This window comes from uncultured Campylobacter sp. (assembly GCF_905371695.1).
Lineage (GTDB): Bacteria > Campylobacterota > Campylobacteria > Campylobacterales > Campylobacteraceae > Campylobacter_A.
The window spans coordinates 1-17,622 of record NZ_CAJPMA010000011.1 but is presented as its reverse complement, the minus strand read 5'-3'; the positions used below and the strand labels follow the sequence as shown (position 1 = coordinate 17,622).

15 protein-coding genes and 1 pseudogene are annotated in these 17,622 nt (G+C 45.9%); 11 read left to right on the top strand and 5 right to left on the bottom strand.

Going from position 1 to position 17,622, the window contains the following annotated elements; translation table 11 throughout:
* Positions 1–44: 44 nt before the first annotated feature.
* The 3 genes from QZ147_RS01890 to sstT all read right to left on the bottom strand — a co-directional run bounded on the left by QZ147_RS01890 (position 45) and on the right by sstT (position 3,837).
* A complete protein-coding gene (locus tag QZ147_RS01890; protein WP_295146484.1) occupies positions 45–506 on the bottom strand; it encodes a hypothetical protein in 462 nt (153 codons plus the stop codon).
* Positions 500–2,221: a M3 family oligoendopeptidase gene (locus QZ147_RS01885; protein WP_295146482.1), complete on the bottom strand. Its 1,722-nt coding sequence runs from the start codon at positions 2,219–2,221 to the stop codon at positions 500–502. Before QZ147_RS01885 ends, QZ147_RS01890 begins: the two co-directional genes overlap by 7 nt.
* A gap of 206 nt (positions 2,222–2,427) precedes the next feature.
* Complete coding sequence (sstT, locus tag QZ147_RS01880) at positions 2,428–3,837, bottom strand: serine/threonine transporter SstT (RefSeq protein WP_295146481.1); 1,410 nt, start codon at positions 3,835–3,837, stop codon at positions 2,428–2,430.
* Positions 3,838–3,976: 139 nt separating this feature from the next.
* Between sstT and metK the strand changes: the two genes are divergently transcribed.
* Positions 3,977–5,179 (top strand): methionine adenosyltransferase, encoded by a 1,203-nt coding sequence (metK, locus tag QZ147_RS01875; protein ID WP_295146479.1) that lies wholly within the window; start codon positions 3,977–3,979, stop codon positions 5,177–5,179.
* A gap of 650 nt (positions 5,180–5,829) precedes the next feature.
* A complete protein-coding gene (locus tag QZ147_RS01870) occupies positions 5,830–6,120 on the top strand; it encodes a DUF3861 family protein (RefSeq protein WP_295146477.1) in 291 nt (96 codons plus the stop codon).
* Here QZ147_RS01870 and QZ147_RS01865 read toward each other — a convergent pair whose 3' ends face one another.
* Complete coding sequence (locus QZ147_RS01865) at positions 6,121–6,747, bottom strand: hypothetical protein (RefSeq protein ID WP_295146475.1); 627 nt, start codon at positions 6,745–6,747, stop codon at positions 6,121–6,123. It abuts the gene before it with no gap.
* Positions 6,748–6,756: 9 nt separating this feature from the next.
* Entirely contained in the window at positions 6,757–8,046 is a 1,290-nt protein-coding gene (locus QZ147_RS01860) for an apolipoprotein N-acyltransferase (protein WP_295146474.1), read from the bottom strand.
* Between QZ147_RS01860 and yajC the strand changes: the two genes are divergently transcribed.
* The 9 genes and pseudogenes from yajC to QZ147_RS01815 form a co-directional block, all read left to right on the top strand.
* Entirely contained in the window at positions 8,019–8,288 is a 270-nt protein-coding gene (gene yajC / locus QZ147_RS01855; protein WP_295146472.1) for a preprotein translocase subunit YajC, read from the top strand. The two genes, QZ147_RS01860 and yajC, sit on opposite strands and share 28 nt — an antisense overlap.
* Before the next feature lies 1 nt (position 8,289).
* The gene (gene secD, locus QZ147_RS01850; protein ID WP_295146470.1) at positions 8,290–9,867 is read left to right on the top strand and encodes a protein translocase subunit SecD; all 1,578 of its coding nucleotides are present in this window, start codon (positions 8,290–8,292) and stop codon (positions 9,865–9,867) included.
* Positions 9,868–10,839 (top strand): protein translocase subunit SecF, encoded by a 972-nt coding sequence (gene secF, locus QZ147_RS01845; RefSeq protein WP_295146468.1) that lies wholly within the window; start codon positions 9,868–9,870, stop codon positions 10,837–10,839. It abuts the gene before it with no gap.
* Positions 10,840–10,849: 10 nt separating this feature from the next.
* Positions 10,850–11,188, top strand: coding sequence for a DUF6394 family protein (locus tag QZ147_RS01840; RefSeq protein ID WP_295146467.1), 339 nt, complete (start codon positions 10,850–10,852; stop codon positions 11,186–11,188).
* A gap of 10 nt (positions 11,189–11,198) precedes the next feature.
* Positions 11,199–13,661: a leucine--tRNA ligase gene (gene leuS, locus QZ147_RS01835; RefSeq protein ID WP_295146464.1), complete on the top strand. Its 2,463-nt coding sequence runs from the start codon at positions 11,199–11,201 to the stop codon at positions 13,659–13,661.
* A 3-nt stretch (positions 13,662–13,664) separates the two neighbouring features.
* Complete coding sequence (gene lptE, locus QZ147_RS01830) at positions 13,665–14,204, top strand: LPS assembly lipoprotein LptE (RefSeq protein WP_295146462.1); 540 nt, start codon at positions 13,665–13,667, stop codon at positions 14,202–14,204.
* Positions 14,185–15,753, top strand: coding sequence for a GGDEF domain-containing protein (locus tag QZ147_RS01825; RefSeq protein ID WP_295146460.1), 1,569 nt, complete (start codon positions 14,185–14,187; stop codon positions 15,751–15,753). The genes lptE and QZ147_RS01825 overlap by 20 nt, the downstream gene beginning before the upstream one ends.
* Positions 15,754–15,756: 3 nt before the next feature.
* Entirely contained in the window at positions 15,757–16,947 is a 1,191-nt protein-coding gene (locus QZ147_RS01820) for a Mur ligase family protein (protein WP_295146459.1), read from the top strand.
* Positions 16,928–17,622, top strand: a pseudogene (locus QZ147_RS01815) (transcription-repair coupling factor); the annotation flags it as partial. The gene QZ147_RS01820 and the pseudogene QZ147_RS01815, both read left to right, overlap by 20 nt.

The following is a 17,622-nucleotide window of genomic DNA, read 5'->3' as shown; positions in this document are numbered from 1 at the left end:
TTTATTTAGATTGTAGCTAAAAATTGTTTAAAGTTGCGTCAAGGCTATTTTTTGCCTTTTAAAAATTCCTTGTTGTTAGGATTGGACATAAAAACGGACATCGACTTTTGCGTTTTATTTTTATCCGCGTGAAGTCGGACAGGCTTTTTGTAGATGGCGAAATTTACCAAAACGGGGCTATTTTCTACTAAAATTTGTACGACGGCTCCGAGCGGGAAGCTAACGACGCTGGCGAAATTTTCGTTGCCGAATCCGGCTTCGAAATTTAGCTCTTCCCTCGTAAGCTCGGCGCTTTCAAACGTATATCCCGCAAGCGTAAAGAGCAGCGCCGGCGCGTTAAATCCGCTCTTTACGCGTTCGGGAAGCTCGGGCTCGAATTTTACTAGCGGCAAATTTAAGAGCACCGAAAAATGCGTCTTGCTTTGTAGTAAAAAATCTAAACATTCATAAACGTGCGTTTTCATCAAAAGCGCGAATTCGTCGTTATCTAGCAGCCTGTCTAGCATTTTATCTCCTCAAATTCTTCTACTAATTTTCTAACCTCGTTTATGCCGATCTGCCAAAACGCAGCGTCCTCGATATCAAAGCCGAACATCCCGACCAGCTCTTTTGGCGAACGCGAGCCGCCCGCACTTAAAAACTCGGTGTAAATTCGCACGAAATTTTCGCATTTACCGCTTTTATAAAGCCCAAAAATCGCCAGCACCAAAAGTTGCGCGTACGAGTAGGCGTAGCAGTAAAACGGCGTGTGGATGAAGTGTGGGATGTAACTCCACCAAATTTTGTAATAGTCGTTTAGCGCGACGCTTTTTCCGAACATTTTTGCGCTCTCTTCGAGCCAAATTTTATTTAGCTCCTCGGAGCTTATTTCACCCTCGTGAGCGTGAACGCGGCGCTCAAAGGTCGTGAAGTTTATCTGGCGATAAAGCGTGGCGAATACATCCTCGATCTTGCCTGCGAGTAGGGCTTGACGCTCTTTGGACGCGAGCGAGTTTTTAATCTCGTCAAATACCAGCATCTCGCAAAACACCGACGCCGTTTCCGCCGTGGTTAGCGGCGTACCTGAGTTTAAAAAGCCGACTTTGTAGCTTAAATTTTGATGTACGGCGTGCCCCAACTCGTGAGCTAGCGTAAAAAGGTCTCGTCTGCCGTCGGTATGGTTTAAGAGTACGTAAGGATGGGCGTCCGCGCTACCAGAATGGCTAAATGCGCCGCCTCGTTTGGTACCAGACGGATAAACGTCGATCCAGCCTTCTTTAAACGCGCGCGCGGCTATCTCGCCGAATTCCGGGCTAAATTTGGCAAAGGTTTTAAGCACGATTTTTTTGCATTTTTCAAATTTATATTCGCCTTCGCTAGCATCTAGCGGCGCGTATCTGTCATAGTCGTAGAGCTTTTTAAGCCCTAAAATTTTGCGTTTTTTGGCGTAAAATTTCGCGACCACATCAAAATTGGCCTCGGCGGTTTTTATTAGCGCGTCGACGCTTGCTTTTCTAATCTGGTTATCCTCGTGGCGCGGACTTTCGGGTAGGCCAAAATTTCGCAGTTCGCAGCTAGTTTTTAGGCCGGTTTTTATCATATTATAAATGTAGCAAAGCAGATGCTCGTTCTTGGCTAGCTCTGCGCTGAGCGACTTTGCGGCGGCTTTTCGCACGGCGCGATCGGGCGAGTGAAGCTTGGCTAAAATTTGCTCCTCGTTTAGCGACTCGCCTTTAAATTTAAATCTCATAGCGCTCATGGTTTCGTCAAAAAGCCGCGAGAAGCCTTCTGCGCCCGTGTTTGCCGTGCGGAGTAAAATTTGCTCCTCTTTTAGGCTTAGCTGGTGGGCTTTGGCGCGCGATAAATTTAAAAGGTAGTAGCCGTGAGTTTTTGAGGATTTTATAATCTCGTTTCGGCGCGCGTCGCTTAACTCGTTAAATTTTATTTCAAAAAACAGCAGCCTTTCGTGCGCCTTTGATGCAAGCTCGTCGAATTTAGCGTAAAACGCACCCTTACTCGTATCTTTGGCGAAAACTAAAAACGCGTAAGTAGCGACTTTTGAAATTTTAGCCAGCAAATTTTCGTATTCGCCAAACGCTGTTAAAAATTCTTTTACACTTAAATTTTCAAAATTTTTAGAGTAGGTATTCTCAAAATTTTCGCATTTAGATTGCAAAATTTCGGCTGTTTTTTCAAGTTCGGTAGAGTTTTTAAAAAGAGGGGTTAAATCCCAAGAAGTCATGAAAAATCCTTTCTTTTATCGTCGTTTTGCCGGCTCATTCGCGGAAATTTAGCCTTTGACGCCGAGAATTTTCGCGCGGGCGAATTAGTTTAAATTTTAACGAGCCAAAAATTTAAACGTAAAACGACAAGCGCGAGCATTGCTTCTACTTACGGCTACAAGCCGAGCAAAGCCTGAAAGCGCGGCGAAGCGAAACGGCGCCTAAGTTATTTTACGGTTTCAGACGCTACGGCCGTAAATACTACGTCAGACGAGCTATTTAGCGCCGTCTCTACGCTATCTTGTATTACGCCTATGATAAATCCGACGCCTACGACTTGCATCGCAAGGTCGTTTCCGATGCCAAACAGCGCGCACGCTAGCGGTATAAGCAGTAGCGAGCCTCCCGCGACGCCGGAAGCCCCGCACGCCCCGATCGCTGAAATAAAGCAAAGTAGCAGCGCGTCGCCGAAGGTCACGTTGATGGCGGGGATTGAGTTAACCGCCGCAAGCGATAGCACGCTAATAGTAACCGCCGCGCCCGCCATATTTATAGTGGCTCCTAGCGGGATAGAGACGCTGTAAAGTTCTTCTTTAAGGCCTAGTTTTTTGCAAAGCGCCATATTTACGGGGATATTCGCCGCCGAGCTTCGCGTGAAAAACGCCGTTACCGCGCTTTCTTTAATACAAGTGATAATTAGCGGATAAGGATTTTTGCGAGTAAACGCGAAAGCGATTAACGGATTTATGATAAAGGCTACGATTAGCATCGTTCCTACGAGTACTAAAATAAGCTTTAAATAAGTCCCTAACGCCGCAAATCCCGTCGTATGGATGCTATAAGCTACTAACCCGAAAATGCCGAACGGCGCTAGGCGAATAACGAATTTTACGATATTAGTTACCCCGTCGCTTACGTCTTTAAAGACTAGCTTGGTCTCTTTGCTGCATGCTCTCATGGCGATACCTCCGCCTACCGCCCACGCGATGATGCCGATGTAATTGCCGTTTGAAATCGCTACTAGCGGGTTTTGTACGATCTTAAATATTAGATCTTTTAGGACTTCAAGCACGTTTTGCGGCGCGCTCATAGAGGCGCTTTCTACGCCTTTTAGCGCAAGTTCGACAGGGAACAAAAAGCTAGCGCAAACGGCAGCCGCCGAGGCCGCTATCGTTCCTATTAGATAAAGCCATATTACGCGCCCCATGCCTTTGCCGCCGCCGAAATCTTTTAAAATGATCGACGTCGCCACTAAAACGAAAACCAATACCGGCGCTACCGCTTTTAACGCGCCCACGAACAAATCTCCAAGAACCGCGATTGCGTTTGCTACACCGTTTGCCGTCTGCGCTTTATCGAAGGTTTGTTTTAGCTCGTCTAAACTAGGCGCGCTTTTTGGGGAATTTAAATTTTTTAACTCGCTTACGGCCTGCGCTACTTTATTAAAATCCCTCTCACTTTCAATCTGCTTAAATTGCTCCTTGTTCGGGCTAAAAGCTTCTAATCCTTTGTGATACGAGCTTAATTGGCTATTGCCCCAAAAGCCGATAATTGCTCCGAGTAGGATACCGATTAAAATTTGAACGATTAAATTTCCGTCCGCGTATCTCTTTGCTAGTTTTGAAAATGCACTCATTCTCCGCCTTTTTTAAAATTTTAAACGCTAGTATAACAAACGGTTGCTGAAATTTTAAGGCAGGAGATAGATTTTAACCTAAATTTTAATTACGCCCTGCTACAATTTTGCCGTTTTACTGAAAATTTAAGGAAAAAATATGTATCTATTTACTTCCGAGGTCGTAAGCCCCGGCCATCCCGACAAGTGCGCCGATATAATCGCCGATAGCATCGTAGATAAAATTCTCTCGCAAGATCCGAGCGGTCGCGTCGCGAGCGAAGTTTTCGTCGCGGGTAAAAATATCGTAATAGGCGGCGAGATTAATTCAAAAGTAAGTCTAAGCTACGGAGATTACGTAAAAATCGTAAAAGACGCGCTTGCTCACATCGGATATAACGGCAATCCTCATTTTAGCAAAGAACAGTGCCTTCATCCGGACGATATAGAGGTTAAAGTATATCTAAACCAACAAAGCCCCGATATTAATCAAGGCGTAGATCAAACTAGCGGCGAGATAGGCGCCGGAGACCAAGGTATAATGTTCGGTTTTGCAAGCTGCGAGGCGAAGGAATTTATGCCCGCGGCCATAACCTATGCCAGAATGCTTTGCAATAAGGTCTATAAATTCGCCAAAGCAAACCCCGATAAACTAGGCGTCGATATCAAAACTCAAGTAACTATCGACTACGGTACGAAAGACAACTTTGAAAATTGCAAACCGCAAAGCATTCACACGATCGTAGTGTCAGCCCCTTGCGTAGAGAGTATGAAAATAGAAGAGCTGCGCGCGCTGGTGCAGGAGTTAATCGACGAGACGGGACTACCCGAAAAGCTATACAATAAAGAAAAAACGATTATTTATATAAATCCGACCGGTCGTTACGTAAATCATAGCTCGCTTCACGACAGCGGACTAACGGGACGCAAATTAATCGTCGATAGCTTCGGCGGATACGCTCCGATAGGCGGCGGCGCTCAAAGTAGCAAAGACTACACGAAAGTCGATCGTAGCGGGCTTTACGCGGCGCGCTATATAGCTAAAAACATCGTTGCGGCGGGGCTTGCTAAAAAATGCATCGTTCAGCTAAGCTACGCTATCGGCGTGGCAAAGCCTACCTCAGTTAGCGTCGATACGATGGGTACGCAGGTATCGGGGCTAAACGACGATATTTTATCCGATTTCGTTATGCAAAAATTCCCGCTAACTCCGAAATGGATCACTCAAAAATTCGGTCTAGATAAGCCCGGCAAAGAGAGCTTTTTGTACGCCAAAGTCGCTGCCAAAGGACAGGTGGGAAGTGCCAAATATCCATGGGAAAAGCTTGATGCGGTAGATACCTTCAAGGCTTTGATTAAATAATTTCCTAAGCCCGCTAAATTTAACGCGGGCTTAAATTTACTCTTAAAATTTTTAAGGCATTTCGTAAGATTTTGTCCGCTTTCGCCGCTCCTTGCGTAAAAACAGATAAACAAACTCCCTCGCGGGCAAAAACGGCGAAACGATGCTGAAAAACGAATAATTTATGCTCGTCTTGAACGAATTTATGCTCGCTTACACGTTCATGCCAAAACCGAAGGCGAAACCGACGCGGACGCCGCACGCAAGGGATATTAAAATTTACTCATTAAAAGCGCGCTAAATTTGCAAATCGGTACGCAGCGGTTTGCTTTTTACGCGATAATAAAAGGCATGGTCTGTTTAATGAGTAAGGCAAAAACGGTCGGTAAACGGATTTTTCGTTTCGCTTTTTAGTATTTTTATGAGCGACTTCGCAATATCGGGGTTACCGGCATCGGTTATCGTAGTTTCAAACGTTAGTTTAATACAAATGGTTATCGACGTTTTGCGGCGGCATGTATATTTTGCGCAGTATTTGAAATTCGGTTGCTATTTCGCAAGCGCAAAAACGCCTAAATTTTAGCCGCCCGTTTAGTCGCCGCCAATTTTTAAAATTTGCGTTTATTATTTGATTTAGGCTATCATTTCATTACTAAATTTTAGGAGGGAAAATGAAAACCAATAAATATGAAATTTCAGTCGTCCATACGCAGGATAAAGACGGTCGCGACGTCGGTAAGCGGCTAAAATTCGACATAGAAACGATGGGTGATATTTTTGAGACGGTAGAGAAGATGAAGGTTAAATTTCGCCTTAGCGACGAGACTGCGACTAGCGCGTTCGTCGGGTTAAAATTATTCGGCGAGACGCTAATGGCGAACGCGGACGAGCCGTTTTTCAAGGAAGTAAAGCCGCATTTTGCGCAAATTAGAAAGATCGTGCTTGGCAAGGAGGGCGAGTAACTATTGCCCGCCCGTAATTAAATTATGAATTATTAGCGCGGGCATCATTAGCGGCAGGATTATTAGTCCTTCCACGTCGGTTCTGGTCTTTTTATCGCGCTCGCTCATTTCGCCGCTATCATAAATTATTTTAGCCGGATATTCGCGAGGCTCGGCAAATGCGTGCTTGTGTAAAATTTCGTCTCGTTGCGGCAAGCGTTTAAGATACCGCCCCTCGCTTTTGTAATAAAACCAAAAATCATCGCTGCTAGCGGGCGCTTTTTGATCCGCGTCGTTTGATAGCGCCGCTTGCGCGCTTTTTGACAGCTTGCTCTTTTTTAGTACGATTTCTCGCTCGAAATACGCCTTTTCGCCGTCTTCGTATTTATTGATCGTAATTAGCGCTCCGGCGTGCGAGACCGCGCTCGTATTCTTCGCAAGCGTTAAAATTTTCGCCTCGCTTGCGGCGAAATTCGCGCCGAATTCATAGTCGTAAATTTCGCCGATTAGATAAATTTTACCGTTTTCTTCGCTTACGGCTAAAATTTTCTCGCTAGCTTGCATGCTTGCGGGTAGCGTCTTGCCCGTACAGCCCGTAAAAACGAGCGCGCAGAGTAAAATTCCCGCCGTAAATATAAAATTCCTCATCCCTATTCCTTAAAAATTTATTAACGCGCGCTTTGGCATAATAATTTCCGATCGCGAGCCGTTTACGGCGTGGTAGATCGTTTTGCCGTATTTAGTCGCGTAGTATTTTAGCAAAATCCTCTGCAACGCGGGCTCCGTGCTAGGCGTGAACCAGCCGTTATTGGTGATTGCGATCATTACGCTAAAATCTCCCGCAAATAGCGGGTCCGTCGTAGCTTCGTAGCAGACGGCGCTTCTAATTTTAACGCCGTCTATTTCGTAATCGCTTACGCTTTTTGCGCCGATAAAATCGCTAGCGCCCCCGAAAAATACGCGATTTGCGAAGTCTTTAATAAAACCGGGTAGCGGAATTTCCTCGCCGAAGGGTACTAAGATAAATTTATCGAACCTCTGCATTCGCCCGCCGTCGAATAAAAACGCCGAATTATAGTTTTGTCCGTTTTCGTAAGCTAACGCGCCCGCGACGACGGCGATGCGGCGCGATTTTTCTTTTAGCTCGTTTTGCAGCTCGCGCTCGTGCGTCATGAAGGTAGGAAACGCGCTTTCAGGAAAGATTATTAGGCGTTTGCCCGAGTTTATCGCATCGTCTATCATCGCTAAATTTCGGTTTATAAACTCGTCTTTCATCTGCTTATCCCAGCGCATTTTTTGAGCGACGTTAGTTTGGGTAAGCTCTACCTCAAAAGGTAAAAAACGCGGCTCTTTGCTTGAAATTTGAAGCGCGAAAACTAGACAAAGAATGCTTGCTAATTTGTAAAATTTAGGCAGACAAACGAGGCAGATTGCGGCTAAAAATATGAAAATCAGCCCGCGCGCGCTCGGATCAAACGCCCCCAAAGTTAGCGCCGCCTCGAAATTTAACCAGTTAAAGCCGAACGGATGGACGTAACTAATTAAAAACAGCACGATCGCGCGAAGACAGACAAAGCTCGGAAACGCGGCGGTTAAAAACAAAGCGCCGTAGATCGCTCCGATGCCTAAAATCACGAGCGGGATAAGCCACGAAAGCCCGTAATAAACGAAGCTAAAACTAATCCAATAAAACCATAAAATTCCGACGAAAAATCCCGCTGCGAAGTAGCCGGAGCGAGGTAAATTGATAACGACGCAAATGCCTGCTAAAAATAAAAACGGCGAGATAAAATCTAAAATTTTAAGCTCGAAAACCGATAAATAGATAAAATTAGAAATTAAAATCGCGCCGACAAAGGCTTTTATTATAATTTTAGTGCTAAAATGAGCCCTCAAAAAATTTAACCATAAGGAAACCCATGCAAAACGGAGATTTTTTTGCCTCATTGCTACCTCTTATCGTGCTTTTCGCGATATTTTATTTTTTAGTTATCAGACCGCAGCAAAAACAGCAAAAAGCCCATGCGGCAATGCTTAGCGCGCTAGAAAAGGGCGATAAAATAATAACCAACGGCGGATTAGTCTGCGAAGTGATAAAAGCCGAGGACGATTTTATCAAAGTTAAACTTAACGACGACGTAATCGTGCGGGTATCTCGCGAATTCGTCGCTAAAAAGATCGAAGCGTAAGATGCGTAGCGCAAAAGTAACGTTTAAGCTCATTATTCTTTTAGTTACGCTTATTTTCGGCATAGTTTTTTCGCTTCCGTCTTTTACCGACAAACTTAACGGCGCTAAAATTTCGCTAGGGCTCGATTTGCAAGGCGGGCTTCACATGTTGCTGGGCGTAGAGACCGAAGAGGCTGTACATTCTAAGATTAAATCTATCGCGGGCAGTATAAATTATTACGCCAAAAAAGAGGACGTATTAATCGATAAATTTAAGATTAGGCAAGATAGCGTGGAATTTAACGTGCTAGATCCCGACGAAGCTCCGAAAGTAGATAACGCTCTTAAAGAAATAGCTGGGCTAAATATCCAAAAAGACAATCTAAAATACGTTATTACGCTAACGGACGAGGAGAGGGCGGCGACTATTCAATACGCCATTTCGCAGGCGGTCGAGACTATTCGTAACCGTCTTGACCAGTTTGGTCTTGCGGAGCCTACCGTCGCAAAGCAGGGCGAGGATAAAATTTTAGTCGAGCTTCCGGGTATTAAAACCGCCGAGGACGAGCAACGAGCGCGCGATTTAATCGCCCGCGCGGCGCATTTGCAGCTTATGGCGCTTGACGAAAAGAGACAAGATCAAGCGCAAATTATGGATGCGGCGACGGCTGAAAGCTACGGCGACGTGATTTATCCGGACGCCAAAGACGAGCGCGTAAAGTACGTAATAAAAAACGTTCCCGTGCTTGACGGGGCTATGCTTACGGACGCCAAAGTCGCGTTTTCTCAGCAAAATCAGCCTATTATAAATTTCTCGCTAAATTCCGAGGGTGCTAGAATTTTCGGCGACTTTACCGGATCAAACGTCGGTAAGCGCCTAGCTATCGTGCTTGACGGCAAAGTCTATTCCGCGCCCGTCATTAACGAGAGGATCGGCGGAGGCAGCGGTCAGATAAGCGGCGGGTTTACGATCGACGAAGCGCACGACGTAGCGATCGCGTTACGTTCGGGAGCGCTGCTCGCGCCGGTTAAAATTTTAGAAAAACGCAGTATCGGTCCTAGCCTCGGGCAAGACAGCATCAATCAAAGCATGCTCGCCCTCGCGTCGGGATCGGCTTTGGTGGTGCTATTTATGGTGTTTTACTACGGACTTTCGGGCGTGATAGCAAATATCGCGCTAACCGCGAATATTTTTATTCTAATCGCCGTGATGGCGCTTTTCGGCGCAACGCTTACGCTACCCGGAATGGCGGGCATCGTGCTAACCATCGGCATGGCCGTCGATGCTAACGTAATCATTAATGAGCGAATTCGCGAGCTTTTACGTGCCGGAGCCAGCCTTAGAACCAGCGTGCAAAAAGGCTACGAAAATGCTATGAGCGCGATCGTGGACTCTAATTTAACCACGATTATTACCGTTGCGGTGCTTTACGCCTACGGTACGGGCCCGGTTAAAGGTTTTGCCGTGACGATGAGTATCGGTATAATCGCATCCATGATAACCGCGATTTTAGGTACGCACGGAATTTTCGACGCGCTAATGGACAAGATAGAAAAAAGCGGCAAAATCGGGCTTTGGTTCGGTTATAAAAGGGTTTAAATGCAAATTTTTTCAAAAGACAAAGTTTACGAGTTTATGAGGCTAAAATTCGCTTCGGTAGGGCTTGCGATATTTTTGCTAATCGGCTCGGTCGTATTGGTCGCTACGAAGGGACTAAATTACGGGATCGATTTTTCCGGCGGCACTTTAATACAGATAAAATACGATTCCAAAGCGCCGCTTGATAAGATTCGCGAAGCATTTGCCGGAAACGAAATTTTAAAGAGCGCTTCGGTTACGGAATTCGGCAGCGAAAACGAAGTAGTAGTGAGGTTTGCGGGTTCTAGCTCGAATTTGGGCTCTGATATCGGCGCGGAGGTTAAGCAGCTGCTTAAAGATACCGGAAATTTAGAGATTAGGCGCGTAGATATCGTAGGTCCAAAAGTAGGCGACGAGCTGCGCACGAAAGGCTTAATGGCGATTTTGATTTCGTTCGTAGGCATACTTATTTATATCGGATTTCGTTTCGAGTGGAGATTTGCGCTTGCGGCGATAGCGACCGAAATTCACGACATTCTTATTACGGTCGGAGCGATTAGTCTATTTAATATCGAAGTAAATTTAGACACGTTAGCGGCGGTTTTGACAGTGCTAGGCTACTCGCTAAACGATACGATCATAATTTTCGATCGCATCCGCGAGGGTATAAAAGAGAGCAAACGAACCGATATCGAGGGAATTATAAACGAATCGGTCTCGGCTACGCTATCGCGCACGATATTAACCTCCGGAACTACGATGATGACGGTCATAGTGCTATTTTTATTCGGCGGAGATATGATACACGGATTTTCGCTTGTTTTAATCGTAGGTATCGTCGTGGGAACGTTTAGTTCGATTTATATCGCGGCTCCGTTTTTGATATGGTTTAAATTTAGTATAGAGCATTACAGAGGTCGCGAGACCGAGAAACAGCGCTTAAAAAAAGAGCGCGAAAGAGAGCGCGCTATGTTTGAAAAGGGTGTCGTATAAGGGGGTAGGCATGAACTGGGGAAAGGTAATTTACATATTTTTCGCGCTGATGAGTCTAACGACCACGGCGGAATTTTTATACGACAAAAACGAAATCGCGTTATTTATAGCGGCAAGCGTAAATTTAGTATCGACGCTACTTAAAATCGGCGTTAAAAATATACTTTCGGCGGAGCTTTTTGCAAGCTCTTTGGTGGCGGATTTACACCTGATCCCCGCTTTTATAGCACTGCAAACTACGGGAAACGCGACGCTTTGCTACTCGCTAGCTATCGGCGCCGTTATCGCAAACGTATTCTCGCTGGCGCTCGTGCTAATAGAATCGAGCAAAGCGCAAGAAGAATTTTAAAAGGAAATTTATGTCAGGCAAATACGAAGCTTTAAAAATCGAAAAAAAATGGCAAGAAATTTGGGCTAAAAGCGGAGAATTCGAGCCCAAAGATAGCCGCCGGTTGCCTAAAAAATATATTTTAAGCATGTTTCCTTACCCTAGCGGGCGCATTCATATGGGACACGTTAGAAACTACTCCATAGGCGACGCGCTAGCTCGCTACTACCGAAAAAACGGCTTTAACGTACTTCATCCTATCGGTTTTGATAGCTTCGGTATGCCTGCCGAGAATGCGGCGATAAAGCATAAAATTCACCCTAGAAAATGGACCTACGAAAATATAGATTACATGCGAGGCGAGCTAGCCGCGCTAGGTTTTAGCTTCTCGCGCGAAAGAGAGCTTGCTACGTCTGATCCGCTTTATACGAAGTGGGAGCAGAGCTTTTTTATAAAAATGTATGAAAAGGGGCTGGTATACCGCAAAAGTGCCGTCGTAAACTGGTGCGAATTCGATCAAACCGTGCTTGCAAACGAGCAGGTAGAGGACGGCTGCTGCTGGCGCTGCGGAAACGAAGTCGTCCAGCGCGAGCTGCCGGGATATTATCTAAAAATCACCGCATACGCAGACGAGTTATTAAACGATCTAAAAACTCTTGAAGGCAAGTGGCCCGCCCAGGTGCTTACGATGCAAGAAAATTGGATAGGCAAAAGTTTCGGTATGGAGTTTAAATTTCACCTAGACGACGCGTCGCGCGAAATTTTGGGCGAAAAATTCGACGGATTTAGCGTATTTACTACGCGCCCCGACACGATATACGGCGTTAGTTACGCGGCTCTCGCGCCAGAGCATCCTATCGTAAAAGCCCTACTTGAAACTAAAATTTTAAGAAGCGAGGATAAATCTCGCGTAAAGGCTATCTTAAACCAAAGTCCGCGCGAGCGCCAAGCAAGCGATAAAGACGGCGTATTTTTAGGAATTTACGTCCTTCATCCGCTAACAAACGAGCGCGTTCCGGTTTGGACTGCGAATTTTATCTTAGTAGATTACGGCAGCGGCGCGATAATGGCGGTGCCGGCGCACGATCAAAGAGACTATGAATTCGCTAGCAAATTTAACTTGCCTATTAAATGCGTAGTAGCGCCCAAAGACGGCGGCGAGGCGGAAAGCGGCAAAGCATACGGCGAATACGGCATTGCGATAAATTCTCCGCTTATAGACGGGTTTTCTAGCGAGCAGGCTAAAACCGCGATAATCGAGCATTTTGAAACGCGCAGTTTAGGTAAACGAGTCGTAAATTTTAAGCTTCGCGACTGGGGAATTTCGCGCCAGCGCTACTGGGGGGCGCCGATACCGACGGTTCATTGCAAACGTTGCGGCGTAGTACCAGAAAAACTCGAAAATTTGCCCGTAGCCCTACCACAAGACGTAGAAATTACCGGAGAGGGTAATCCGCTAGATAAACACCCGACGTGGAAATTTTGTAAATGCCCTAAATGCGGCGGCGACGCGACGCGCGAAACCGATACGATGGATACGTTTTTTGAGAGCAGCTGGTATTTCGCCAGATACGCAAGCGACCCCGCGACTTGGGAGAGCGTTGCGCTAGATAGGGCTAGCACGGATTATTGGATGAACGTAGATCAGTATATCGGCGGTATCGAGCACGCGATACTTCATTTGCTTTATGCGCGTTTTTTCCAAAAAGTCTTGCGCGATTTGGGCTATTTAAGAGACGACGAGCCGTTTAATAACCTGCTGACGCAAGGAATGGTGCTAAAAGACGGTAAAAAAATGAGTAAAAGCAAGGGCAACACCGTAGATCCGGACGATATTATAAATAAATACGGCGCCGATACCGCGCGTCTTTTTATTCTTTTCGCCGCGCCTCCGCAAAAGGAGCTTGAATGGAACGACAGTGCCGTCGAAGGGGCGTTTAGATTTTTAAACCGTCTTTGGGATAAAGCCCAAAGTATCGCGCCGCGCGAGAAAATCGGAACCATAAACCACGAAAATTTAAGTAAAGACGAGAAATATGCGCGTTTAAAGGTCTACGAGGCGCTAAAAAAATCGCGCGAGGTTTATAACGAAAATTTTGCGTTTAATACGCTAATCGCCGCGTGTATGGAGGCGCTAAACGCCGTAAACGCGCAGGATAACGAGGACGTTACCGCAGAGGCATTTTTTATTATCTTAAATTTGCTAGAACCCATCGTGCCGCATATCGCTTGCGAGCTTAGCGACAGGCTGTTTAATCGAGCCAATTTCGGCGAGCTGGAAATAAAAGAGGAAGTTTTCGTAAAAGATAGCATAAATTTAGCCGTTACGATAAACGGCAAAAAGCGCGCGGAGTTTGAAATCGCGGCAAACGTAAGCGAAATCGAAGCCGTAAACGCCGCAAAGCAAAACGTAGCTAAATGGCTAGAAGGTAAAGAGATAATTAAAGAAATTTACGTCAAGGGCAAGCTCGTAAATTTGGTAATTAAAGGATAAAATTTGAAGATTTTTTTTGCGGTTTTATTAGCTTTTTTAACGGCGGGGTGCGGATATAAGCCGGTATCTAAAATTACGCAAGACGTCTTGGGCGATCCCGTATACGTAGACGTGATAATCAGCAAGGTCGAGCCCAAAAATAGCGTTTTTATAAAAGACGCCGTAAAAGAAGGGATAGTATCGCGCCTAAATAGAGCTCTAAGCGACGATAAAAACGCGCAAAGCTCTATAACCGTGTCTATTAAATCGATTAATTATCAAGCGACGGTTTACGATCAATACGGCTACATAACTTCTTATAAAATCGTTTTAAATTTAAGCTATAAGACGAAATTTAAAGACGGCAAAATCGTAGAGACGACGGCTAGCGGAGAGCATGATTTTAGCGTCGCTAGAAGGTCTAAAAGCACGCGTTACGCCGATAGTATCATAAGCGATACGGATAAATTCGAAGCAATCAAAGAGGCGTCCAAAGAAGCGTTTGACGAATATATCGCAAATTTAGCCATAAAAGCTTATCAAAATGGCAGCAATAACCGTTAGTCAAATTATTAAGGAGGCGCTAGGCGAGATCAAAGAGCGCCATCTCATGCTAACGCCCGAAAATTACACCGAAGCATTTAATCAAATTTCTAAAAAATACGGTTTTAGTACGGAAGAAAGCCGAAAAATAGAAAAATATATTTCTCGGCTCGGAGGCGAGTATAAAAGCCAAGCGCTCGGACTAAACATAAAAACTATCGACGAATTCGTAGCGTTCGTTACGGCTAGGCTGCTTAGCGGCAGCGCGCAAGGCATTAAACTAGCAAGCGAACAAAGCGAAGAAGAAAGAGCGCTAAACGCTTTTGCTAGGCGAATTTTACAAGCTACGGCGATGCTGCATAATAAAGAGGTAAAAAGCCTGGCCGAGGATAGCATGCGCTTTCTCGTGCGAAAATTCGACGCTACGGCGATTGATGAAATGAAGCAGAGGTGGTTAAATTTCATAAACGGCTATAACGACGATTTTTTGGAATTTTTAAAATGCTACGGCGTTAGAAATTTCGACGATTTAAAGGTCATGTGCGCCGAGCTTGAAGCCTATCTTTCTAAAAACGACGATTCGGGCGCGCACGCGATCATAGAGCTTATTTGTATGGGGTTGGAACCTTCGCTTTCGACAGAGCTTTACGACGAGCTAATCGAGCTAAAAAGCGAGATTAAAAAAACTCCGGCGTATTTAAAACGTAAGGATATGCAAAATAAAATCAAATATTTCGTCTATAAACGCATAGAGGCCGACAGAGCCGAAGTTAAGGCGAAATTTAGCTCTTTAAACGGGATTTTAGGCAGCATTAGTCAAAAAATAGCCAAAATCGCCGAGAATTCAAAAAGCAGTTCGGATAGATTTGAAAGTATTAAAAACGATCTAAGTAGCGTAAATTTAGGCGTAAATAGTATCGAGCAGGTGCGAAATACGCTATTTGATATCGCGGGGGCGTTAGAGATCGAAAGCCGCGGACTAGGCATCGAGATGGGCATTAAGCAAGCTACGATCTTAAAGCTTCAAGAGCGCGTAAATATCCTTGAAAAAGAGCTTGAAGCCGCGCGTTTGGAGAGCAAGGAGGACTTTTTAACCAAACTGGGCACCAAGCGTGCGCTAATGCACGAGATCGAGCAGATAGAGATCGCGTATAGGCGCTACGGGACGGATTTTAGCATATGCTTTATCGACATAGATTTTTTTAAAAATATTAACGATAACTACGGACACGACGCCGGCGACGCGGTACTTTCCGCAGTGGCTAAAATTCTTAAAAGCCAGTCTAGAAAAATCGATTTTATAGGCAGATACGGCGGGGAAGAGTTTGTGATTTTACTGCCTAATACAGGCTTAAACGACGCCGTAAAATTCGCCGATAAGCTCTGCGCGATGATTGAAAATTTTAAATTTATATATAAAGACGAGCGCATTGCGGTCAGCATAAGCTCGGGCATCGCTACTAGAAGCGCTAATATCAGCGAAACCCTTACGCTAGAAAGTGCCGATAAAATGCTCTACGCCGCCAAAGAAGCGGGTCGCAACCGCGTAATGCCTAAGATTATCGAGTAAATTTTGAACCTGAACGAATTTTTAAAAACCAAGCCGATGTTTTACAAAAAGATCGACTATACGAGAATGCCGCGCGCGTGGCGGAGCTTAAGCGGCAAAATAAATCCGCCTAAAATCATCCACGTAATCGGTACGAACGGCAAGGGTAGTACGGGACGGTTTTTGGCGCAAATTTTAAGGCTAAAAGGCGCGTGCGTCGGGCATTACACTAGTCCGCATATATTTGAATTTCGCGAGCGATACTGGTTAGACGGCGGCGAAGTAAGCGACGAAATTCTAAACCGCGCGCACGAGCGTCTTTACGCGCTTTTAGACGAGGAATTTCGCGTAAAAACCAGCTATTTCGAATACGCCACGTTGCTTGCGGCGGTAGTTTTCGAAGGGTGCGATTATTTCGTATGCGAGGCCGGGATGGGCGGCGAGCGCGATGCGACGAACGTTTTTGATAAACGTCTTAGCCTTTTTACGCCAGTAGGTATCGACCACACGGGCGTTTTAGGCGAGAGTTTGCAAGATATCGCGCAGACGAAATTCGCCGCGATGAGCGCCGGCGCGGACGCGCTGCTAAATGACGATATGGACGCGCTTTGTTTTCACGTAGCAAGCCTAGAAGCGGCCAAAAAAGGGGTTCGGCTAGAATTCGCCGCCGAAATTTTAGACGCGCTAGACGCTAAAAAGGTAGCCGCTTACGCCGTAAAATTTAACCTGCCCGAATTTTTGCTTTCGAATTTTATCCTTGCCTGCGCGGCGGCAAAAAGGCTAACCGGTGCGCTCGAAATCAAAAATTTAGAGGCTTTAAGCCTACGCGGACGCTGCGAACAAGTCGCTTCTAACGTATTTGCCGACGTCGGGCACAACGAGCTTGGCGCTCAGGCGATCGCGGCTAAATTTAGCGGGCAAAAGCTTACGTTAATTTATAATACCTTTGCCGACAAGGATTATCGCTCGGTTTTGCGTGCGTTGGCGCCTATCGTTTCGCGCGTAGAAATTTTTGAATACGAGAGCGTCGGACGCGACACCGCGGGTGGGGAAGCGGCTAAATTTTTAAAAGAACTCGGCGTGCCGTGCGCGAAATTTACGGGACTTACGCGAGAAGAAGCGGCGCGAAAAACGGATGAAATTTTTTTAGCGTTCGGTTCGTTTTATTTAGTCGAAGCGTTTTTAAGGCAGTTTGATGCAAGCAAAAGTTTATGAGTTTTTAACTAGCGGCGGCGAGGTTCAAATTTTAGTTTGCGAGGACGAGCGCGAGGCTGCGCTAGTCGCGGACGCGGCGGAATTTGCGGGGTTTAGCGCGTTTAAGCTGCCCGATTTTCGCGCGCGTAGAGGCGATGATTTACGAAGCTTTTCGGCCGAGCTTTTTGAGATAACTAGCGCGCTTAGCGCGTATTATAAATGCGGCGGTAAAAAGCTGCTGATAGCTCCTTTCCGCACGCTGACTCACCCGCTTCCCGCACAAAATCACGTAAAAACGCGCGAGATAAAATTCGGCGACAAGCTAGATATTAGCGCGCTTTGCGACGAGCTTATACGCTTTGGCTACGAGCCGGTGGATATCGTAGAAAGCGAGGGCGAATTTAGCGCGCGCGGCGAGATTATAGACGTTTTTAGCGTAGGGAGCGACGCACCCGCGCGGGTGCTGCTTTTTGACGGCGAGGTAGAGAGCATTCGCAACTACTCTACCGCCACGCAAATTAGCCTAAAAAACGAGCTTGAAAGCATCGAGATAACGCCCGCGGTAGCGAGCCTAAGCGCGGCGGAGTTCGAGCGCGCCGGCGAAAATATACAAAACCTGCAATCTGACGCGCTAATTAGCGATCTAAAAACGCTCGGTTTTTGGGCGATAGATGGGTTTATAAATTACGCCGAAAA

Coding starts and splice junctions, on each gene's coding strand:
- QZ147_RS01890 (WP_295146484.1), bottom strand. CDS start 506: ATGCTAGACAGGCTGCTAGATAACGACGAATTCGCGCTTTTGATGAAA.
- QZ147_RS01885 (WP_295146482.1), bottom strand. CDS start 2,221: ATGACTTCTTGGGATTTAACCCCTCTTTTTAAAAACTCTACCGAACTT.
- sstT (WP_295146481.1), bottom strand. CDS start 3,837: ATGAGTGCATTTTCAAAACTAGCAAAGAGATACGCGGACGGAAATTTA.
- metK (WP_295146479.1), top strand. CDS start 3,977: ATGTATCTATTTACTTCCGAGGTCGTAAGCCCCGGCCATCCCGACAAG.
- QZ147_RS01870 (WP_295146477.1), top strand. CDS start 5,830: ATGAAAACCAATAAATATGAAATTTCAGTCGTCCATACGCAGGATAAA.
- QZ147_RS01865 (WP_295146475.1), bottom strand. CDS start 6,747: ATGAGGAATTTTATATTTACGGCGGGAATTTTACTCTGCGCGCTCGTT.
- yajC (WP_295146472.1), top strand. CDS start 8,019: ATGCAAAACGGAGATTTTTTTGCCTCATTGCTACCTCTTATCGTGCTT.
- QZ147_RS01860 (WP_295146474.1), bottom strand. CDS start 8,046: ATGAGGCAAAAAAATCTCCGTTTTGCATGGGTTTCCTTATGGTTAAAT.
- secD (WP_295146470.1), top strand. CDS start 8,290: ATGCGTAGCGCAAAAGTAACGTTTAAGCTCATTATTCTTTTAGTTACG.
- secF (WP_295146468.1), top strand. CDS start 9,868: ATGCAAATTTTTTCAAAAGACAAAGTTTACGAGTTTATGAGGCTAAAA.
- QZ147_RS01840 (WP_295146467.1), top strand. CDS start 10,850: ATGAACTGGGGAAAGGTAATTTACATATTTTTCGCGCTGATGAGTCTA.
- leuS (WP_295146464.1), top strand. CDS start 11,199: ATGTCAGGCAAATACGAAGCTTTAAAAATCGAAAAAAAATGGCAAGAA.
- QZ147_RS01825 (WP_295146460.1), top strand. CDS start 14,185: ATGGCAGCAATAACCGTTAGTCAAATTATTAAGGAGGCGCTAGGCGAG.